The organism is Actinomycetota bacterium (assembly GCA_030774015.1).
In the GTDB taxonomy this organism is placed as follows: domain Bacteria; phylum Actinomycetota; class UBA4738; order UBA4738; family JACQTL01; genus JALYLZ01.
In genome coordinates this window covers 15,365-31,773 of sequence record JALYLZ010000035.1, presented here as the reverse complement: position 1 = coordinate 31,773, position 16,409 = coordinate 15,365, and the positions used below count along the sequence as shown (strand labels likewise).

Sequence of the window (16,409 nt, the reverse complement as noted above, 5' to 3'; positions counted from 1 at the left end):
GCCGTGAGGAGGCCGCCGCCACGGGAGCCGCGGGAACCGCGGGAACCGCGCGAGCCCCGCCCGACCGCTCCCGCCACGACGCCTCCGCCCACAGCCACGGGGGCCCATTCGGCCGGGCATCGCGCCCTGGACCGGGCGGCCGACGTGCTGCTGTGGCTGGCCAGGCTGTTCGTCCGGGCCACCAGGCCCCTTCAGCGCATGTACCACTCCGAGGACCCCCTGGACCGGTACTCGCTGGTGCACATGTCCAGCGTGGCCGGCGACGCCATCGTCGCGGTGGCCCTGGCCAACTCGGTGTTCTTCTCCCTTCCGGTGGGAGAGGCCAGGCTGAAGGTGGCGCTGTACCTCGGGTTGACCATGGCGCCCATCGCGGTGGCCGGCCCGCTGCTGGTCCCGCTCCTGGACCGGGGAGGTTCCCGCCGAGCCATCTCGTTCGCGGCGGCCGCGGGGCGGACCATCGCGGCCGTCTACGCAGCGCCCCGAGTGAGCACGCTGCTGCTGTTCCCGGCCGCGTTCGTGCTGCTGGTGCTGTCCAAGGTCCATGGGATCACCAAGAACGGCCTGACCGTGGCGTATGCGCCGTCCGAGGAGGGCCTGCTCCGCGTCAACGCGCGGATGGGGCGGCTGGCCGCCGTGGCCGCGGTGGTGGCCGCGGGTCCGGGCGTGATCGTGCTGAAGGTCGCCGGGTCGACGGGAGTGCTGTACCTGGCGGCGCTGGCGTACGCGGGGACTGCGTTGCTGAACCTCCGGTTGCCGCAGCCCCCGGTGAAACGGGTGGAGGGCGAGGTGGGGCCTCGGGGCCGGATCGCCCGGCTGGCCACGGCGGCGGCGGGAACCGCGGTGCTGCGCGGGGCCAGCGGCTTCCTGCTGTTCCTGCTGGCGTTCGCCCTGCGCCGGAGCCACCAACCGACGTACTGGTTCGGCGTGCTGGCGGCGGCCGCCACGGCCGGCTCGTTCCTGGGAGACGTGCTGGCCCCCCGGATCCCCAGCCGGATCCGCGGCAACAGCCTGGTGCTGGGGGCGCTGTTCACGGCCGGTGTGGCGGGACTGCTGGCGTTCGGCGCGTTCGACCTGCTGGTCCTGGCCATCTTCGCCGCGCTGGCCGGCGCGGGCACCGAGTTCGGCCGTCTGGCCTTCCAGAGCCTCATGCAGCGCTCGGCGCCGGGCGGGATGCAGGGGAAGGTGTTCGTGCGCTACGAGGTGCTGTTCCAGCTGGCCTGGGTGACCGGCGCGTTCATCCCGGCGATCCTGCCCCTGCGGTTCCGGGTGGGGATCCTGGTGCTGGCGATGCTGTACATCGTGTTCGGGCTGTCCATCGTGGCGTGGCCGTACCGCCCCCGGCGGCCGGCCGGGCCCGGGGCCGAAGCGGGCTCGACCTGACCCCGGCAATTTGGGTCACAATCGCTCCCGGGCGGTCGGCCGTATTGCCGCCGCCACTTCGAAAAGGAGGCGACATGGCTGAGTTCGTGACGGTGGGATCGGCGCAGGACGTTCCAACGGGGGAGGTCAGGGCCTTCCAGGTGGGGAGCGTTCCGGTCGCGGTGGCCAACGTCGACGGCACGTTCTACGCCTTCGACGACACGTGCACCCACCGCCAGTGCTCGCTGGCCGAGGGTGATCTGGACGGAACCACCATCACGTGCGCCTGCCACGGCAGCGAGTTCGACGTCACCACGGGCGAGGTGCTGAACGGCCCGGCCGCCGAGCCGGTCGCGAGCTACCCGGTGCAGGTGGAGGGCGGCGCCATCCAGGTCCAGGCGTGACCGAGACGATCGCCGTCGCGGGCGCCGGCCTGGCCGGTGGGACCGCGGCGGCGGCGCTGCGCGAGGAAGGGTTCGACGGCCGCATCGTGCTGGTGGGGGAGGAGGACATCCCGCCGTACGAACGGCCGCCGCTGTCGAAGGAGTACCTCCGGGGTGAGCAGTCCCTTGAGGAGTGCCTCGTCCGCCCGGAGGCCTGGTACGGCGAGCAGGGCATCGAGCTGCGCCTGGGGGTTCGGCTGGAACGGCTGGACGCGGCGGGCCGTTCGTTCGAGCTGTCGGACGGATCTCGAGTGCCCTTCGACCGGGCGGTGATCGCCACCGGGGCCCGCAACCGCCGGCTGAACGTGCCGGGGGCCGACCTGGGCGGCGTGTTCGACCTGCGGAGGCCGGCCGACGCCGACCGGATCCGGGAGGCATCCGCCGGTGGAGCCCACGCCGCGATCGTGGGCATGGGCTTCATCGGCGCGGAGGTCGCCGCGTCGCTCCGGTCCCTGGGGGCCGAGGTCACCGTGGTGGAGCTGTTCTCCACGGCGCTGGAGCGGGTGCTGGGGGCCGAGGTCGGCGCCGTCCTCGAGGCCGTCCACCGGGACCACGGCGTGCGGATGCACTTCCAGGAGTCGGCTGAGAGGTTCGAGGGAGGCGACCGGGTGGGAGCCATGGTGACCACGTCGGGCCGCCGCGTCGAGTGCGACTTCGCGGTGGTCGGGGTGGGCGTGCAGCCGAACGTCGAGGCGGTGGCCGGAACGGACGTCGCCGTGGACGACGGCATCCTGGTCGACGCGGCGCTCGAGACCACCGTCCCGGGCGTGTACGCCGTCGGCGACGTGGCCCGCCACGATCACCCCCGCTTCGGCCGCATCCGCGTCGAGCACTTCGACAACGCGCTGAAGATGGGGCCGGTGGTGGCCCGAAACCTCCTCGGCGCAGGGGAGGCGTTCGACGATCCCCACTGGTTCTGGTCGGACCAGTACGACGTGAACCTCCAGATGGCGGGCGTGGCGGGGTCGTGGGACCGGTTGGTGTTCCGGGGAAGCGTCGAGGAGCGCAGCTTCTCGGCGTTCTACCTGTCGGACGGGGTGTTGCTGTCGGCCGTCAGCGTGAACCGCCCCCGCGACGTCCGCCGGGCCATGCCCCTCATCAAGGCCGGCGCACGGCCCGACCCCGGCGCGCTCCGGGACGAGGACGTGGACCTGCGAACCCTGGCCCCCGCAGCCACGTAACGTTTGCGGGTTCCGGAGGTCTGTTCGGCGGAGGCCCCCCCGTGCGCACCCGGTGTGGGACCATAGGAAGGAGGAGGCACATTGTCGTTCAGCCCGGTCATCGGTCACCCCGCCTGAGACCTCAACCTCCAGCAGCGGCTCCGCGATGCGCGGATCGAGTCGCTGGCCCGGTCGGTCGGCCGGAACGGAAGGAGAGGGTTCTGGACGAAGCTGTTCCGCCGCAACGGCAACGGCGTGCGGCGGGGCTACGCCGAGATGGACTTCCACGACCGCGGCGAGGACGTCTGGCGCGCTCTCCGGTTCTGAGCTTCCTCCTGATACACATCGATGTGTATCAGTGTGTAGACTCGGAGCCATGGGAAGGACGAACGTCGTCGTGGACGACGAGCTCCTGGAGCGAGCCATGAAGCTCTACCGGCTGCCCACCAAGCGTGCGGCCATCGACTTCGCCCTCCGCCGGCTGGTGGGCGACAGGCGCCCGGAAGACATGCGGAAGCTGCGAGGGATTGGCTGGGAAGGTGATCTGGCGGAGCTCCGGCACTGGGAGCCACCGGAGATTTGATCCTCCCCGACACATCGGCATGGGTCGAGTTCCTTCGACGATCCGGGCACCCCGCAGACACGACCCTCGATAGGCTGCTCGAGGAAGACGCCGAGGTCGTGGTGAGCGAGGTGGTCGTCATGGAACTCCTGGCAGGAGCGACGCCGGGCCCCTCCTTCCAGGAACTCCGATCACAGCTTCTGAGCCTTCCGATCCTTCCTCTGGCAGGGCTCAGTGACTACGAAGAGGCTGCTGCCATCTACCGGACGTGCCGTGCCGCGGGGGAGGTGGTGCGGGACATAACGGACTGCATGATTGCCGTCCCCGCGATACGCGCCGGAGCGGCCGTCCTTCACGCCGACCGCGACTTCGACGTGATCGCACGGCACACGGATCTGGCGATCCATCCTCTCGACGACGCCTGAGCTCGCTTCAGTCGACGGTGAGGCGGTCGGCCAGCTCGGCCGGCGTGCCGTCGGCCTGGACCTTCCCGTCCCGGAACAGCACGACCCGGTTCGCGAAGCGGAGGGCCTCGGGGTTGTGGGTGGCCGCGATCACCGCGCCCCCGCGGCGGACCACGTCCCACAGCGCCTCCAGGATGAGGTCGGCGTTCTCGGTGTCCACCTCCGCGATGGGTTCGTCGGCCAGGACCACCTCCGGCTCCACGATGAGGGCGCGGGCCACCGCCACCCGCTGCTGCTGCCCTGCCGAGAGCTCGAAGATCCGGTTCTCCAGCCGGTTGGCCAGGCCCAGGCGCGACAGCCACTCGACCGCCTTGGCCCGGGCCACCTTCGGCGAGGCGCCCGACACGCGCAGTGGAAGCTCGGCGTTCTCCACCGCCGACAGGGCGGGCAGCAGCCCGAAGCTCTGGAACACGATCCCCATCAGCCGGCGACGGAGCTCGGTGTACTCGGCGGGGCGGAGCCGCTCGATGGGTTCGCCGTGCCAGCGAACCTCCCCCTGGTCGGGCCGGTCCAGCCCCGACAGCACCCCCAGGAACGTGGTCTTGCCGGAGCCGGAGGGCCCCATGAACGCGACGAAGTCACGCCGGCGGAGCTCGATCGAGGCTCCCCGGACCGCGGTCACCCCCAGCCGGCCCGGGTAGCTCCGGACGACGTCGTGCGCCGAGAGCAGCGCCGGCTCAGGCACCGGCGCCCTCCTCCTCGGCCCCGTCGCCCGCCGGCACCGGTTTCGCCGCAGCTTCGGCTTCCGCCGCAGCCGGTGCCGGGGGCCGCCGCCACGTGTCGTCGCCCGCCGGCCTGGGGCCGCCCACCAGCCCTCGATCGGACTTGCGCCGCAGGCGGATCTCGCCGTCGTGGATCTCGGCCTCGACGTCGGCCCCCCACAGGGCCTGGATGGCCTCGGCCGGCAGCGTGACCTGGCCCTGCTCGCCGAGCCGCCCCACCGGATGTCCCTCGTGGACCAGCTTGCCGTCGCGGATCCGCACGCTCCGGTCGGCCTTCTTCGCCGCCACCAGGTCGTGGGTGGCCATGACGATGGTGACCCGGAACTCCCGGTTCACCGTCCGGAACGTCGAGAGCACGAGCTCCGCCGATTCCGAGTCAAGCTCCGCCGTGGGCTCGTCGGTCAGCAGCAGCGAGGGCAGGTTGGCCAGCGCCACCGCGATGGCGGCTCGCTGCTGCTCGCCGCCGGACAGCTCGCCGGGGCGGTGCCGGGTCCGGTCGCCCAGCCCCACCGCATCGAGCAGCTCTTCCGCCCGCTTGGACGTCCACCGGGCCTGTCCCTTGGCGATGAGCGGCAGGCCCACGTTGTCCCGGATGGACAGGTACGGGACGAGGTTGCGGGCGGTGCCCTGCCACACGAAGCCGACCTGGTCGCGCCGGTAATGGGTGAGCTCCTCGTCGCCGAGCCGCCCCAGGTCCCGGCCCTCGACCTCGACGGCCCCCGCGGACGCGTTGTCCAGGCCGCCGGCCAGGTTCAGGATGGTGGACTTGCCGGAGCCGCTCGGGCCCACCACGGCCAGGAACTCCCCGCGGGGGATCCGGAGGTCGACGCCGCCCAGGGCGACCACTCCCGTATCCGCGATCCGGTAGATCTTGTAGACGCGGCGGAACTGAACCAGGACCTCCTCGGCCGCCAGGTTGACCGGGCCGGGCGCCTCGCCCCACGTCAGGCGCTCGCCCGGCGTCGCCGGCTGGACGTCGCCGGGCCTGGCCCTCGCCACGGGCCGCTCGGGCGTGCGCCGGAGCGGCCGGCCCCGCGTCCCGAAGCCCCACTGGCTCACTCGGCCTCACCTCGCAGCACTCCGGTGACGGAGGACCGGAGCAGGGTTCGCAGCGCCAGCGTCAGCCCGAGCACGGTGGCCGCGGCGATGGCCGCGCCGTAGATGGCCAGCCAGCGCCAGTCGACGACCAGGACCGGCGCCGGGAAGGCCGCACCCACCGCCTTTCCGAAGTACGGCATCATCAGGCGCACCACCGCGAACCCGAGCCCCGCCCCCGCCACCACCGCGAACGCGATCATGGCGCCCTGCTCGGTGATCAGCGTGCCGGCGACCTGCCGCGACTTCGACCCCATGGCCCGGAGCGACGCGAACTCGAACTCCCTTCGGCGCTGGGTGAAGTACAGCCCCACGGAGACCCCGATCACGACCAGCGCCATCCCCCCCGCCGCGGCGGTGAAGTGCATGCCGACGGCCAGGCTCTGGGGAAGCTGAGAGAGCAGGGCCACCTCGGAAGCCGCATTGCTCGCCTGTCCGGGCGAGAACCCGGCCGCCCGGAGCGCCGGGCGGGGGTCGTCGCCCATGCCCCACACCTCGTTCACGGCGAGCGCGGGTTCACCGACCCGCTCCATGTCCACGACGAGCGGGCGGATGGGCACGATCAGGAAGTCGCCCAGGGCCGACGGGAAGCCCCTGGCCTGCGCCACGACGCGCAGGTGCACCGTGGCTCCGCCGAGGGTCACGTCGAACTGCCCGCCTTCCTGCGCGGCCACGGCGGGCGACACCATCGCGGGCAGCGGCGGCTCCGGCGGGATGATGCCCCCGAGGACGTGCCCGACCCCCCGCCCGATCGAGACGGTCACCGCGTCGCCGGAGGTCGACACGTGGCCGGAGCTTCCCCGCCACTCCAACGTGTTCCATTGCGCCAGGTCGAGGGCGGGCTGGCCCCCGCCGCCCACCAGGTGCGCGTCGGTCACGGTCAGCCGCACCGGCTGTTCGTTCTGGGAGACCCCGGCCTCCAGCACCACGATCGCGAGCAGCCTGCTCGATCCGGCGACGCCGGCCGAGTAGGTGGCGGTCCCGGGCCGGAGCCCTGGGCCGCCCTCCGCTTCGAACGTCACCGTCCGGACGGTTCCATCCGGCTGGAGCAACGTCGCTTCCAGGGCCAGGCCGTTCACGACCTTCGTCGCCCCCACGGTGAGCTGGAGGTCCTGTGCGCCCCGGGGGAGCCGGAGCCCGGGGATCGGCGCCGACAGCCGGGACAGGATGTCGGACTCCGAGATCCGTGCGTAGTCGCTTCGCCACCAGCCGCCGTCCGCATAGGTCGCGGGATCGATGGCCAGGGCCACGGGAGGCGGGGTGAACGAGCCCTGCTCGAAGTCCGGGTCGGTGCGGATCACCGGGGTGGTCCCGGGAGGCATGCTGTCGATGGCCGAGAGCTGCTGCTGCGGCGCGGCCACCGCCACCTGCCAGTCCGCCCCCAGGTCCTGGTGCGCCGAGTCCTGGTGGTTGCGGATGATGGTGGCCCGGTACGAGGTGGACACCACCAGCAACCCGATGGCCAGCACCAGCAGCAGCGAGATGGCGAAGCTGGTTCCCGGGGACCGCGCCAGGCGGCGGCCCGCCAGGTACGCCGGCAGGGCCCGGGTCCGACCGATCAGCCCCTCCATGCGGCGCAGGACGAACAGCAGCAGCCGGAGGGCGATGAACGACGCCGCGAACAGCAGCAGCGTCGGCGCCAGCACCACCAGGGGGTCGAGCGACCCCGATTGCGAGATGGGCAGGAACCCTCGCGTCTTGACCTCGTAGAACGCGGCGATGCCGAGCGGGAGGATGAACAGCTCGATGGGGTAGCGGGCCAGCAGCGGGCGGGCCTCTCGGGACAGCAGGCGGCGCTCCTCGATGATCGTCCGCGAGATCACTGGTAGTGACAGCACCAGCAGGATCGCGATCCCGGCGAGGGCGCCGATGGCGCCGGCCAGGAACGACGGCAGCGAGAGCCGGATCGGATAGATGGTGCCGGGAGGCGCGGGGCCGTTCGCGTGCGTGGCCAGCCTCGCCAGGAACATCCCGATCAGCAGGCCCAGAGGGTATCCGAGGATCGCCGTCACCACCGTCTGCCCGGCCTGCGCGAACAGCAGCTTCCCCCGGGTGAACCCCCGGCTTCGCAGCACGGCCAGCTCGAAGGACTGCCGGGTCAGCGCCAGCGACGCCACGCCGGCCAGGACGGCCAGCGCCACCGCGCCGATCTGGAACACCACCAGGTACACCGGGATCCGCAGGTTCGCCGTCCGCTGCTCCACGATGGTCAGCAGGGTGGGGAACTCCGTCGTCTTCCCGACCCCCGCCAGGGGTGACTCGTCGGGGAACGCGAGCCGCTGGATCCGGTTCGCCACGGGAACGGCCTGCGCGAACGACATCCCGCTGAAGTCGAGGTACACGTCCCACACCAACTTCGACGTGAGGTCGAGGCGCTGTGAGAGGGCCAGGAACCCGGTCCGATCCACGATCGACGGGGGGAGCTGGGTGGAGTCCGGCGCGGGGAAGGGGTTCAGGGAGCCGAACCAGAAGTCGCTCGGTGTGGGCGGGGTGTAGATGCCGGTGACCTGCATGGCGACTTTCGCTCCCGACGCGCCCGATGCGATCAGGGTGTCCCCGACCTTCAGCCCGAGCTGGCGGGCGATCCCGTTCGGCAGAGCGATCTGGTTGGGCCCGACGGGCGCGGCCCCCTTCAGCGGCAGATGTCTCGCGGCGCCGTCGCGGAACAGCAGCTGGAACGAGCCGGACCGGCCTCGCGCGCTGAGCCGCATGTTCGACAGGCCCTGGCGGACCAGTTGAGCGACCGGGATGCCTCGCAGCGACTGTCGAAGGTCCTTGTCGGCGTCCGCGTAGGGGAACGACCCGCTGCCGAATTTGGTGACCCGCATGTTCTTCACCGTCACGTCGGACGTGTGGATCTGGGACGACAGGATGGCTTCGCGGGAGGAGTCGGCGTAGATGGGGCCGGCGACAAGCACGCCGATGCTGAACGCAAGCGTGACGACCATGGCCAGTCCCAGCAGGCGCTGGGCGACCAGGCGCTTGAGCACGAACCGGAGCGTCGCCATCAGGAGTGTGTACGGAACCGGCGGCCCGGTCGGTCGGCCCGCGCGTCCTCGATCACATTACCGCCCTGCTGGTTCCCTCGACGCGGGCGGACGTCGCCCGGGTTCAGCGCCTCATTGGGCGGCCTGGAACCGGACGCTCCGCAGCGCTCGCATCGCCTCCCGCCGGAACGAACCGGAGCCCGACGCACCGGTTCCCAGGACCACCAGGACCGGCGCGGACCCTACGGCGAGCAGCCACAGGGTGGCGTGCTCCGCTGGAAAGAACGACAGGCGTTGGCCGCCGAACGTGATCCGCGTGTGGCCCCCACCCGCGACGACGGCCACGCGAGCCGCGGGCAACCCCGCGAAGCTCCCTTCCCCGGCGGATTCGACATGCACCCCCGACCCCGCCCGCAGCGCCTGGATCAGGGCCGGCTTGTTCGGGCTGGATCCCTGAGCGGAGAGGGCCAGGAAGCTGAAGAAGCCATCCTGGCCTCCGATCTGCACGCGCCGTCCGGTCTCGCCGTAGGTCCCCCACTCCGAAGACACCGGGATGTCGATGGTGAAAGCAGGACGGAAGATCTCCGTCTGGTACGTGCCGATCTCCAGGTAGCCGCGACGAAGGGGAAGGGCCGGTGTGGCCTGCGTCGACCCCGAAGAGGTGATCGCGGCGGGGCCGGGTCCGGAAGGGCCCGGCGAGCTGCATCCCGCCGCCAGCACCGACATCGCTGCCGCCAGGACCGGGAGCGTCCATCTGCGTCGCACGGGCGAACCGTACCGTTGGCGGCCCCGGATCGTCGTCGGCCCGGAGTGGTGAGTTCGCCCTACGACCGTGGTCTGAGGGGAAGCGCTCGTGCCTATGGGGCGGGTGATCCGGCGAGGGCAGCCGTTCCCCAGGCCAGCTCCTCGATGGTGTCGGTTGCGGGATCTACGGCGACGGTCCGCGGGTCCGAGCCGTCCGGATGCACGATCACGATCCCCCCCGCGCGGCCGCCGGGCGTGTACGCGATCCACTCACCATCCGGCGACCAGGCAGGGTTGCTCACGTAGTCGGGGTAGGTGGCCTCCGTGCCGGGGACCATCGTCGGTCCGCCGCTTCCGTCCGCGGGCACCAGCATGATGCCGCCGGGTGCCCCGTCCTTCGTCCCGTTCACCGCGATGACGATAGTCGCGCCGTCGGGTGACCAGTCGGGGGCGCCGAAGATCTCGAGCTCCGAGCCCGTGATCTGCCGTTGATCGGAGCCGTCGGAGTTCATGACGAACAGCCCGCTCCCGCTGCCCTCACGGAGGAACGCGATGTGCGTGCCGTCGGGTGACCAGGCGGGCGAGTAGTCCGAGTGCTCCCCGTAGGTCAGCCTTTGCACGTTCGTTCCGTCCGCGTCCATGACGTAGACGTAGAACGGCGTGCCCGACGACTCCGCGCCGAACGACACGTACTTGCCGATGTCGGGACGGGCGAAGGCGATCTCGGTGCCGTCGGGCGACCAGGCGGGAACGCTGCCGTCGTCGATCAGCTTCGTCGCGTTGGAGCCGTCCGCGTCCACCACCCAGATGCCCTGGCCACCGCCCGAGGACTCGCTGTCATAGACGATCTTCGTGCCGTCCGGCGACCAGTCCGATCCGTAATCCCGGTACCCGTGCGTGACCTGGCGCTCGACCCCGGTGGAGGGGTCGATGGCGAACAGGCTCCAGCCGTCGCTCAGGCGCTTGGTGTACAGCAGCTCGCCGTTGGTCGGCGGTACGGTCACACTGGAGCGCTCCGCCGGCGTCTGCGTGCTTCGCCCACCTGCGATGCGGATGGCTCCAACGATCAGGGCGGCCGGGAGGATCAGGGCGAACGCCACGGTGGCGATCCTCGTGGTGAGCCGCCGCGCGCGCGCCTTCCGGCGGGGCCGGGCGAGCGCCCGGTCGACCAGGTCCTCGTCGGGATGCAGATGGTTGATCTTGCGCAGCTCGGTGCGCCAGCGCTCAGGCATCGTCGACCTCCTCGGTTCCGAGAATCTGGCGGAGGCGGTTCCGCCCCCGGTGGAGATGCACCTTGACGGCGGCCGACGAGGTGCCCATCAGGCTGGCCACCTCGCGGACCGGCAGGTCCGCCTCGTAGTACAGGAACACGGCCGCCCGTTGCGACGGCGAGAGCCGCCGCATGGCACGCAGCAGGTCGCCCGTGGCCGGATCGTCCAGGTATGTCTCGGCCGACGGGAAGGTCGCCGTCTCACGCCGGAGCTCCCCCGCGGCGATGCGGAATGCGGTCCGGTACAACCAGGGAAACGGATTGCGGATGTCGCCCTGGCTCTCGATCGCGCGAGCGAACGCCTCTCCCACCGCATCGTCGGCCACCTCGCGGCGACCGCCCGCATACACGAAGATGGCCCTCCACAGCTGGGGACCGACCTCGCGAAAGAGGGCGGCGTAGTCCTGCTTCCCCTCCGTGGTCCGCACACCCACACGATGAACGAGCACCGGGGGGCACGAAAGGTTAACCCCCAAAGGCCACGCGGATCGGCGGAGTTGGAGCCGCGCACCGTCGCAGCGGGCTGTTCCGGCGGAGGGCCCGGGGGCCCGTGGTAGGCTCGGCCGCGGATCGTCCGAGGGGAGCTCAACCATGCAAAAGCCCGAGATCTTCATGGCGCCGGGACCCACGCCGGTTGCCCCGGAGGTGCTGCTGGCCCAGGCCGCGCCGCTCGTGTACCACCGTGGGCCCGGCTACGGGAAGCTGCTCCGCGAGGTCACCGAGGACCTCCAGCGGCTGTTCCGCACCGGCAACGACGTGCTCATCTTCACGTCCTCGGGCACCGGCGGGCTGGAGTCCGCCGTGGCGAACCTGTTCTCTCCCGGCGACCGAGTGGTGGTCCCGGTGGCGGGCTTTTTCGGCGAGCGCTTCGCGAAGATCGCCAGGGCCTATCGCCTCGACGTGCGCACCATCGACTACGAGTGGGGCCAGGCGGTCCGTCCGGCCGACGTGGAGGCCGCCCTGGCGGAGGCCCCCACGAAAGCCGTGCTGGTCCAGCAGAGCGAGACGTCCACGGCCGTGATCCACGACATCGAGGCCATCGGCCGCATCACCAGCGCCGCCGGCGTCCTGCTGGTGGTGGACTGCGTCTCGAGCGTCGGCGCGGTGCCGTTCGAGTGCGACGCTTGGGGCGTCGACGTGGCGGTCGGTGGCTCCCAGAAGGCCCTGTCCGCCACTCCCGGCCTGGCCTTCGTGGCCGTATCGCCGGCGGCGTGGGAGGCCTCGAAGACCGCCACCAACCCGCGGTTCTACTTCGACTGGGCCGCGTACAAGGCGTCCTACGACCTGTCCGACCCCGAGAACCCCTGGACGCCCGCGATCTCGCTGATGCAGGGGCTCCGCGAGGCGCTCCGGATGTACTTCGCCGAAGGACCCGACGAGGCGCTTCGTCGCCACCGGACGCTGGCCGCCGCAGTCAAGGAGGGCGTTCGGGCGCTGGGGCTGGACCTGTTCGGCGCGAACCCCGAGAAGGCCTGGGCCGTGACGGCGATTCGTGCTCCGGAGGGGATCGACGGGAACGATCTGGTGGCGCGGGTCCGGGCCGACCACGGCGTGATCCTGGCGCCGGGGCAGGGCCCCCTGAAGGGGAAGGTGTTCCGGATCGGGCACCTCGGGTACTACGACCCCCTCGACATCATCCGGTGCCTGGCGGCGCTGGAGATGACGCTAGCCGCCATGGGGTACCCGGTGAAGCGGGGGGCCGCGGTGGCTGCCGCCGAGGAGGTCTTCGCCGAGAACGCCTAGGCCCGCTACCCTGCGCGCCCCCCGACGATCGCGTCGGCTCCGAACACCGCTCGAAGGCGGCTCACCAGCGTGGCCAGGTCCCGGTCCCACCGGTCGGGCGGTTCGTCGCCCCACAGGGCCTCCGCGATGCGGTCGGACGGGACCACGTGGCCGCGCTCCACCAGGAGCAGCTTCAGCAGGGTGCGCTCCTTGCGGCTCCCGATGTCTCGCGCCGACAGCGGCGCGTGGTCGCGAGCCACGGCCAGCGGACCCAGCAGGTGGAACCGGAAGCGCGACGGACCGGCGCCCACGAGGCGGAGGATAGCCGCCCGGCGTGTCACCGGCTCTATGGGACGGGACAATGGGCGCCATGCGAATCCTGGTGACCGAGCCGCTGTCCGACCGCGGGCTCGACCTCCTGCGCAAGGACTTCCAGGTCGATGTCCGCCCCGAGCTGGCGTCGGACGGGCTGGCCGAGGCCATCAGCCCGTATGACGCGCTGATCGTGCGGTCTCAGACCCGGGTGACCGCCGAGGTCGTCGAGGCGGGGGAGAACCTCAAGGTCATCGCCCGGGCCGGGATCGGCCTGGACAATGTTGACCTCGACGCGGCCACCCGTCGCGGCGTCATGGTGGTGAACGCGCCCCAATCGAACATCGTCTCGGCCGCCGAGCACACCATCGCGCTGCTGCTGTCGCAGGCCCGGGGCATCCCGCAGGCCGACGCCGCGCTCCGGCGGGGCGAATGGGCCCGGGAACGGTTCCGTGGCGTCGAGCTGGCAGGGAAGACGATCGGCGTGATCGGGCTGGGCCGGGTGGGCGCGATGGTGGCGCACCGGGCCGCCGCGTTCGGCATGCGCGTCATCGCGTTCGACCCGTACGTCTCCAAGGACCGCGCGCGGGAGATGGGCGTCGAGCTGATGCCGACCCTCGAGGCCGTGCTGGTGCAGGCCGACTTCGTCTCCATCCACCTCCCGCGAACGCCGGAGACCGAGGGCCTGATCGGGGAGCGCGAGATCGGGCTGATGAAGCAGGGAGCCCGCCTGGTGAACACGGCCCGGGGCGGCATCGTGGACGAGGACGCCCTGGTCAAGGCCCTGAAGGACGGCCACCTGGCCGGCGTGGCTCTCGACGTGTTCGCGCGGGAGCCCACCACGGCGAGCCCGCTGTTCGAGTTCGACCAGGTGGTGGTGACGCCGCACCTGGGCGCGTCCACCGTGGAGGCGCAGGACAAGGCCGGGACCGCCATCGCCGAGATGGTGCGCCTGGCGCTCGGCGGCGAGTTCGTCCCCTACGCGGTGAACGTGTCCGCCGGGGCCGAGGTGCCCGAGGTGGTCCGGCCGTTCATGCCGCTGGCCGAGCGCCTGGGAGCCGTGCTGGTCGGGCTGGCCGAGGGGGCCCTGCGCTCCGTGGAGTGCGAGTACCTTGGGCGCATCGCCGAAGCCGACACCCGGGTGCTGACCCTGGCGGCGCTGAAGGGCTGCCTCACCGGCGTGGTCCACGAGCCGGTGTCGTTCGTCAACGCTCCCGTCATCGCGGCGGAGCGGGGGATTGCCCTCTCCGAGACGAAGTCGACGGTGTCGCGGGACTACGTGAACCTGATCTCGCTGCGGGCGGAGACCGAGGCCGGCGAGGTGGCGGTGGCGGGGACGCTGGTGGGCAGGCGCGACGGCGACCGCCTGGTCCAGGTGTTCGACTTCGACATGGACATGGCGCCGGCCCGGCACATGGCCTTCTTCCTGTACGAGGACCGCCCCGGCGTCATCGGGAAGGTGGGCTCGATCCTGGGCGACGCCGGTATCAACATCGCCAGCATGGAGGTGGGCCGCAAGGGCGCTGGGGGTCTCGCGCTCATGGGCCTCACGCTCGACAGCCCCATCCCCGCCGACGTGCTGGCCCGGATCGGCGAAGCCATCGGCGCCGAGCACGCCCGCCAGATCACCCTGCCGGAGTAGGCTGCCTGGCCATGACCCGATCGGCGGTCGAGGTGTCGCCGTGAGGCGTCTGGCGGCCATCCTCGCCCTCCTCGCCTTGGTGGCCGCGGCCTGCACGGGTGGCGGGACCACGGAGCACCGGCGGAAGTCTCCGGTGGTGCAACTGGCTCGGGGCGGCACGCTCAGGGTGGCGATGCCGGCGTGGCTCGGCTCCGACATCACCATCCCCAATTCGCCCACAGCGCTCGATCCACACCTCGAGGCCTCGTTCGACGCAAGCGAGCTGTTCCGGTGTTGCCTGCTCCGGACGCTGCTTTCCTACAACGGCCATCCCACGGACCAGGGGGGGACACAGCTCCGCCCGGACCTCGCGGACGGCATGCCGGACGTGTCCCCGGACGGACTGACCTGGACCTTTCACCTCCAGCGGGGGATCCGCTACGCCCCGCCGCTCCAGTCGGTCGAGATCACGGCTCAGGACTTCGTCCGGGCACTCGATCGTGATGCCAGGCTGGTGTCGCCCGCCACCGGCGGCCCCCCGAGCTATTTCTCGGTCATCCAGGGCTTCGACGCGTACGCCCAGAAGGAGGCCGGCTCGATCTCGGGGCTCCAGGCTCCCGACGACCACACCCTGCGCGTCCAGCTGGCGCAGCCGGCGGGCGACCTCGGCTTCCGCCTGGCGCTGCCGGCGGCCGCGCCCATCCCCCCCGACCCGGCCGATCCGGGCGCCGAGTTCGGCGCGGCCGAGGGGCACGACGCCGGGTACGGGCGGTTCCTGGTGGCCTCCGGCCCCTACACGATCGAGGGCAGCGAGCACCTCGATCCTTCGGCCCCGCCCGGGGAGCAGGCCCCGGTTTCCGGGTTCGTTCCCGGGAAGTTCCTCACCCTGGTTCGGAACCCTTCCTGGAACCGGTCGACCGACGACCTCCGCGCCGCCTATGCCGACCGCATCGAGGTCACCATCGGAGGTACGCCAGACCAGGCCGCCTCGAAGCTCGAGCAGGGGAAGACCGATCTCGTGTTCTACGTGGGCCCGCCACCGCAGTACTCCGCCGGGGTCGTGCGGCGCCTCCGGGACAACCCGGACCTGGGGCGGGTCATCGTGAGCCCCCGTGACTTCGTGCGGGCCCTGATCATGAACGTGGCAGAGCCACCCTTCGACGACATCCACGTCCGCAAGGCCGCCAACCTGGTCGTGGACAAGAAGCGAATGATCGAGCTGGCCGGGGGAGCGGCAGCCGGCCGGCCGGCCGGGCACCTCGGATTGGACAGCCTGGAGAACGACCTGCTCCTGAACTACGACCCGTACCGAACGCCCGGGGATGCCGGAAGCGTGCGGCTGGCCCGGGCGGAGATGGCGCAGTCGAAGTACGACGCGAACGGTGACGGCCGGTGCGACGCCCCGGCATGCCGGAGTGTGTTGGCGTTGGCCGGCCCGTTGTTCCCTGCCCTCCTGCCTCCCGTTCGGCAGGCCTTCGAGGAGATCGGCATCCGTCTGCATGTCGTGGTCCTCGACCCACCGACCCTTTTTGCCCGGCTGGCGAACCCGGCGCTGCACGTCGGGATGGGGCTGTTCATCGGCGTTTTCAAGGACTATCCGAACGGGGCACAGTTCTTCCCGGGCCTCTTCTCCAGTGAAGGGATCGGCGCCAACAACTTCTCGCTGGTGGGCGCGTCGCCGGATGACCTGAGCACATGGGGCTACACGGCGACGCAGGTCCCGACCGTCGACGACCGGATCGATCAGTGCCTGCCCATTCGGGGTGATGCCCAGACATCGTGCTGGGCGGCACTCGACAAGTACCTCATGGAGGACGTGGTCCCGTGGGTCCCCTACATCGGCGAGGCTCACGTGGACCTGGTCTCGAGCCGGCTGGCCAGCTTCTCGTTCGACAGAGCGTCGCCCTCCCCGCGCTCGACCAGATTGCCCTGAAGCGGGGAACGTGAG

15 protein-coding genes are annotated in these 16,409 nt (G+C 71.4%); 8 read left to right on the top strand and 7 right to left on the bottom strand.

Annotation, left to right across the window (positions count from 1 at the left end; genetic code table 11):
• The 5 genes from M3Q23_03345 to M3Q23_03325 all read left to right on the top strand — a co-directional run.
• Positions 1 to 1,380: hypothetical protein (locus tag M3Q23_03345; GenBank protein MDP9341147.1), on the top strand; the 1,380-nt coding region annotated here is incomplete at its 5' end.
• Positions 1,381 to 1,454: 74 nt separating this feature from the next.
• Positions 1,455 to 1,763, top strand: coding sequence for a non-heme iron oxygenase ferredoxin subunit (locus M3Q23_03340; GenBank protein ID MDP9341146.1), 309 nt, complete (start codon positions 1,455 to 1,457; stop codon positions 1,761 to 1,763).
• Positions 1,760 to 2,983, top strand: a complete 1,224-nt coding sequence (locus M3Q23_03335; GenBank protein ID MDP9341145.1) for an FAD-dependent oxidoreductase — start codon at positions 1,760 to 1,762, stop codon at positions 2,981 to 2,983. Before M3Q23_03340 ends, M3Q23_03335 begins: the two co-directional genes overlap by 4 nt.
• Before the next feature lie 355 nt (positions 2,984 to 3,338).
• Positions 3,339 to 3,545, top strand: a complete 207-nt coding sequence (locus M3Q23_03330) for a type II toxin-antitoxin system VapB family antitoxin (GenBank protein ID MDP9341144.1) — start codon at positions 3,339 to 3,341, stop codon at positions 3,543 to 3,545.
• Complete coding sequence (locus M3Q23_03325; protein ID MDP9341143.1) at positions 3,542 to 3,949, top strand: PIN domain-containing protein; 408 nt, start codon at positions 3,542 to 3,544, stop codon at positions 3,947 to 3,949. The genes M3Q23_03330 and M3Q23_03325 overlap by 4 nt, the downstream gene beginning before the upstream one ends.
• Before the next feature lie 7 nt (positions 3,950 to 3,956).
• Here M3Q23_03325 and M3Q23_03320 read toward each other — a convergent pair whose 3' ends face one another.
• The 6 genes from M3Q23_03320 to M3Q23_03295 form a co-directional block, all read right to left on the bottom strand.
• On the bottom strand, positions 3,957 to 4,673 hold the full coding sequence (locus tag M3Q23_03320; GenBank protein MDP9341142.1) for an ABC transporter ATP-binding protein: 717 nt from the start codon (positions 4,671 to 4,673) through the stop codon (positions 3,957 to 3,959).
• Positions 4,666 to 5,769 (bottom strand): ABC transporter ATP-binding protein, encoded by a 1,104-nt coding sequence (locus tag M3Q23_03315; protein MDP9341141.1) that lies wholly within the window; start codon positions 5,767 to 5,769, stop codon positions 4,666 to 4,668. The genes M3Q23_03320 and M3Q23_03315 overlap by 8 nt, the downstream gene beginning before the upstream one ends.
• Positions 5,766 to 8,813: an ABC transporter permease gene (locus tag M3Q23_03310; GenBank protein MDP9341140.1), complete on the bottom strand. Its 3,048-nt coding sequence runs from the start codon at positions 8,811 to 8,813 to the stop codon at positions 5,766 to 5,768. The genes M3Q23_03315 and M3Q23_03310 overlap by 4 nt, the downstream gene beginning before the upstream one ends.
• Before the next feature lie 111 nt (positions 8,814 to 8,924).
• A complete protein-coding gene (locus M3Q23_03305; protein MDP9341139.1) occupies positions 8,925 to 9,557 on the bottom strand; it encodes a hypothetical protein in 633 nt (210 codons plus the stop codon).
• A 92-nt stretch (positions 9,558 to 9,649) separates the two neighbouring features.
• Positions 9,650 to 10,768, bottom strand: coding sequence for a hypothetical protein (locus M3Q23_03300; GenBank protein ID MDP9341138.1), 1,119 nt, complete (start codon positions 10,766 to 10,768; stop codon positions 9,650 to 9,652).
• Entirely contained in the window at positions 10,761 to 11,234 is a 474-nt protein-coding gene (locus tag M3Q23_03295) for a sigma-70 family RNA polymerase sigma factor (GenBank protein ID MDP9341137.1), read from the bottom strand. The genes M3Q23_03300 and M3Q23_03295 overlap by 8 nt, the downstream gene beginning before the upstream one ends.
• Positions 11,235 to 11,397: 163 nt before the next feature.
• Here M3Q23_03295 and M3Q23_03290 point away from each other — a divergent pair, with 163 nt between their 5' ends.
• On the top strand, positions 11,398 to 12,549 hold the full coding sequence (locus M3Q23_03290; GenBank protein MDP9341136.1) for an alanine--glyoxylate aminotransferase family protein: 1,152 nt from the start codon (positions 11,398 to 11,400) through the stop codon (positions 12,547 to 12,549).
• Positions 12,550 to 12,554: 5 nt separating this feature from the next.
• On the opposite strand, the gene M3Q23_03285 is transcribed toward M3Q23_03290, so the two are convergent.
• Positions 12,555 to 12,839 (bottom strand): winged helix-turn-helix domain-containing protein, encoded by a 285-nt coding sequence (locus M3Q23_03285; protein ID MDP9341135.1) that lies wholly within the window; start codon positions 12,837 to 12,839, stop codon positions 12,555 to 12,557.
• Between the two features lie 59 nt (positions 12,840 to 12,898).
• On the opposite strand from M3Q23_03285, the gene serA reads away from it, so the two are divergent.
• Together serA and M3Q23_03275 are read left to right on the top strand one after the other, a co-directional pair.
• Positions 12,899 to 14,482 (top strand): phosphoglycerate dehydrogenase, encoded by a 1,584-nt coding sequence (gene serA, locus M3Q23_03280; GenBank protein ID MDP9341134.1) that lies wholly within the window; start codon positions 12,899 to 12,901, stop codon positions 14,480 to 14,482.
• Positions 14,483 to 14,522: 40 nt separating this feature from the next.
• Complete coding sequence (locus tag M3Q23_03275; protein ID MDP9341133.1) at positions 14,523 to 16,394, top strand: ABC transporter substrate-binding protein; 1,872 nt, start codon at positions 14,523 to 14,525, stop codon at positions 16,392 to 16,394.
• Positions 16,395 to 16,409: the final 15 nt, after the last annotated feature.

Bases quoted from the DNA above. Each gene is read 5' to 3' on its own strand.
- M3Q23_03340 (MDP9341146.1), top strand. From the start codon at position 1,455: ATGGCTGAGTTCGTGACGGTGGGATCGGCGCAGGACGTTCCAACGGGG.
- M3Q23_03330 (MDP9341144.1), top strand. From the start codon at position 3,339: ATGGGAAGGACGAACGTCGTCGTGGACGACGAGCTCCTGGAGCGAGCC.
- M3Q23_03310 (MDP9341140.1), bottom strand. From the start codon at position 8,813: ATGGCGACGCTCCGGTTCGTGCTCAAGCGCCTGGTCGCCCAGCGCCTG.
- M3Q23_03300 (MDP9341138.1), bottom strand. From the start codon at position 10,768: ATGCCTGAGCGCTGGCGCACCGAGCTGCGCAAGATCAACCATCTGCAT.
- M3Q23_03290 (MDP9341136.1), top strand. From the start codon at position 11,398: ATGCAAAAGCCCGAGATCTTCATGGCGCCGGGACCCACGCCGGTTGCC.
- serA (MDP9341134.1), top strand. From the start codon at position 12,899: ATGCGAATCCTGGTGACCGAGCCGCTGTCCGACCGCGGGCTCGACCTC.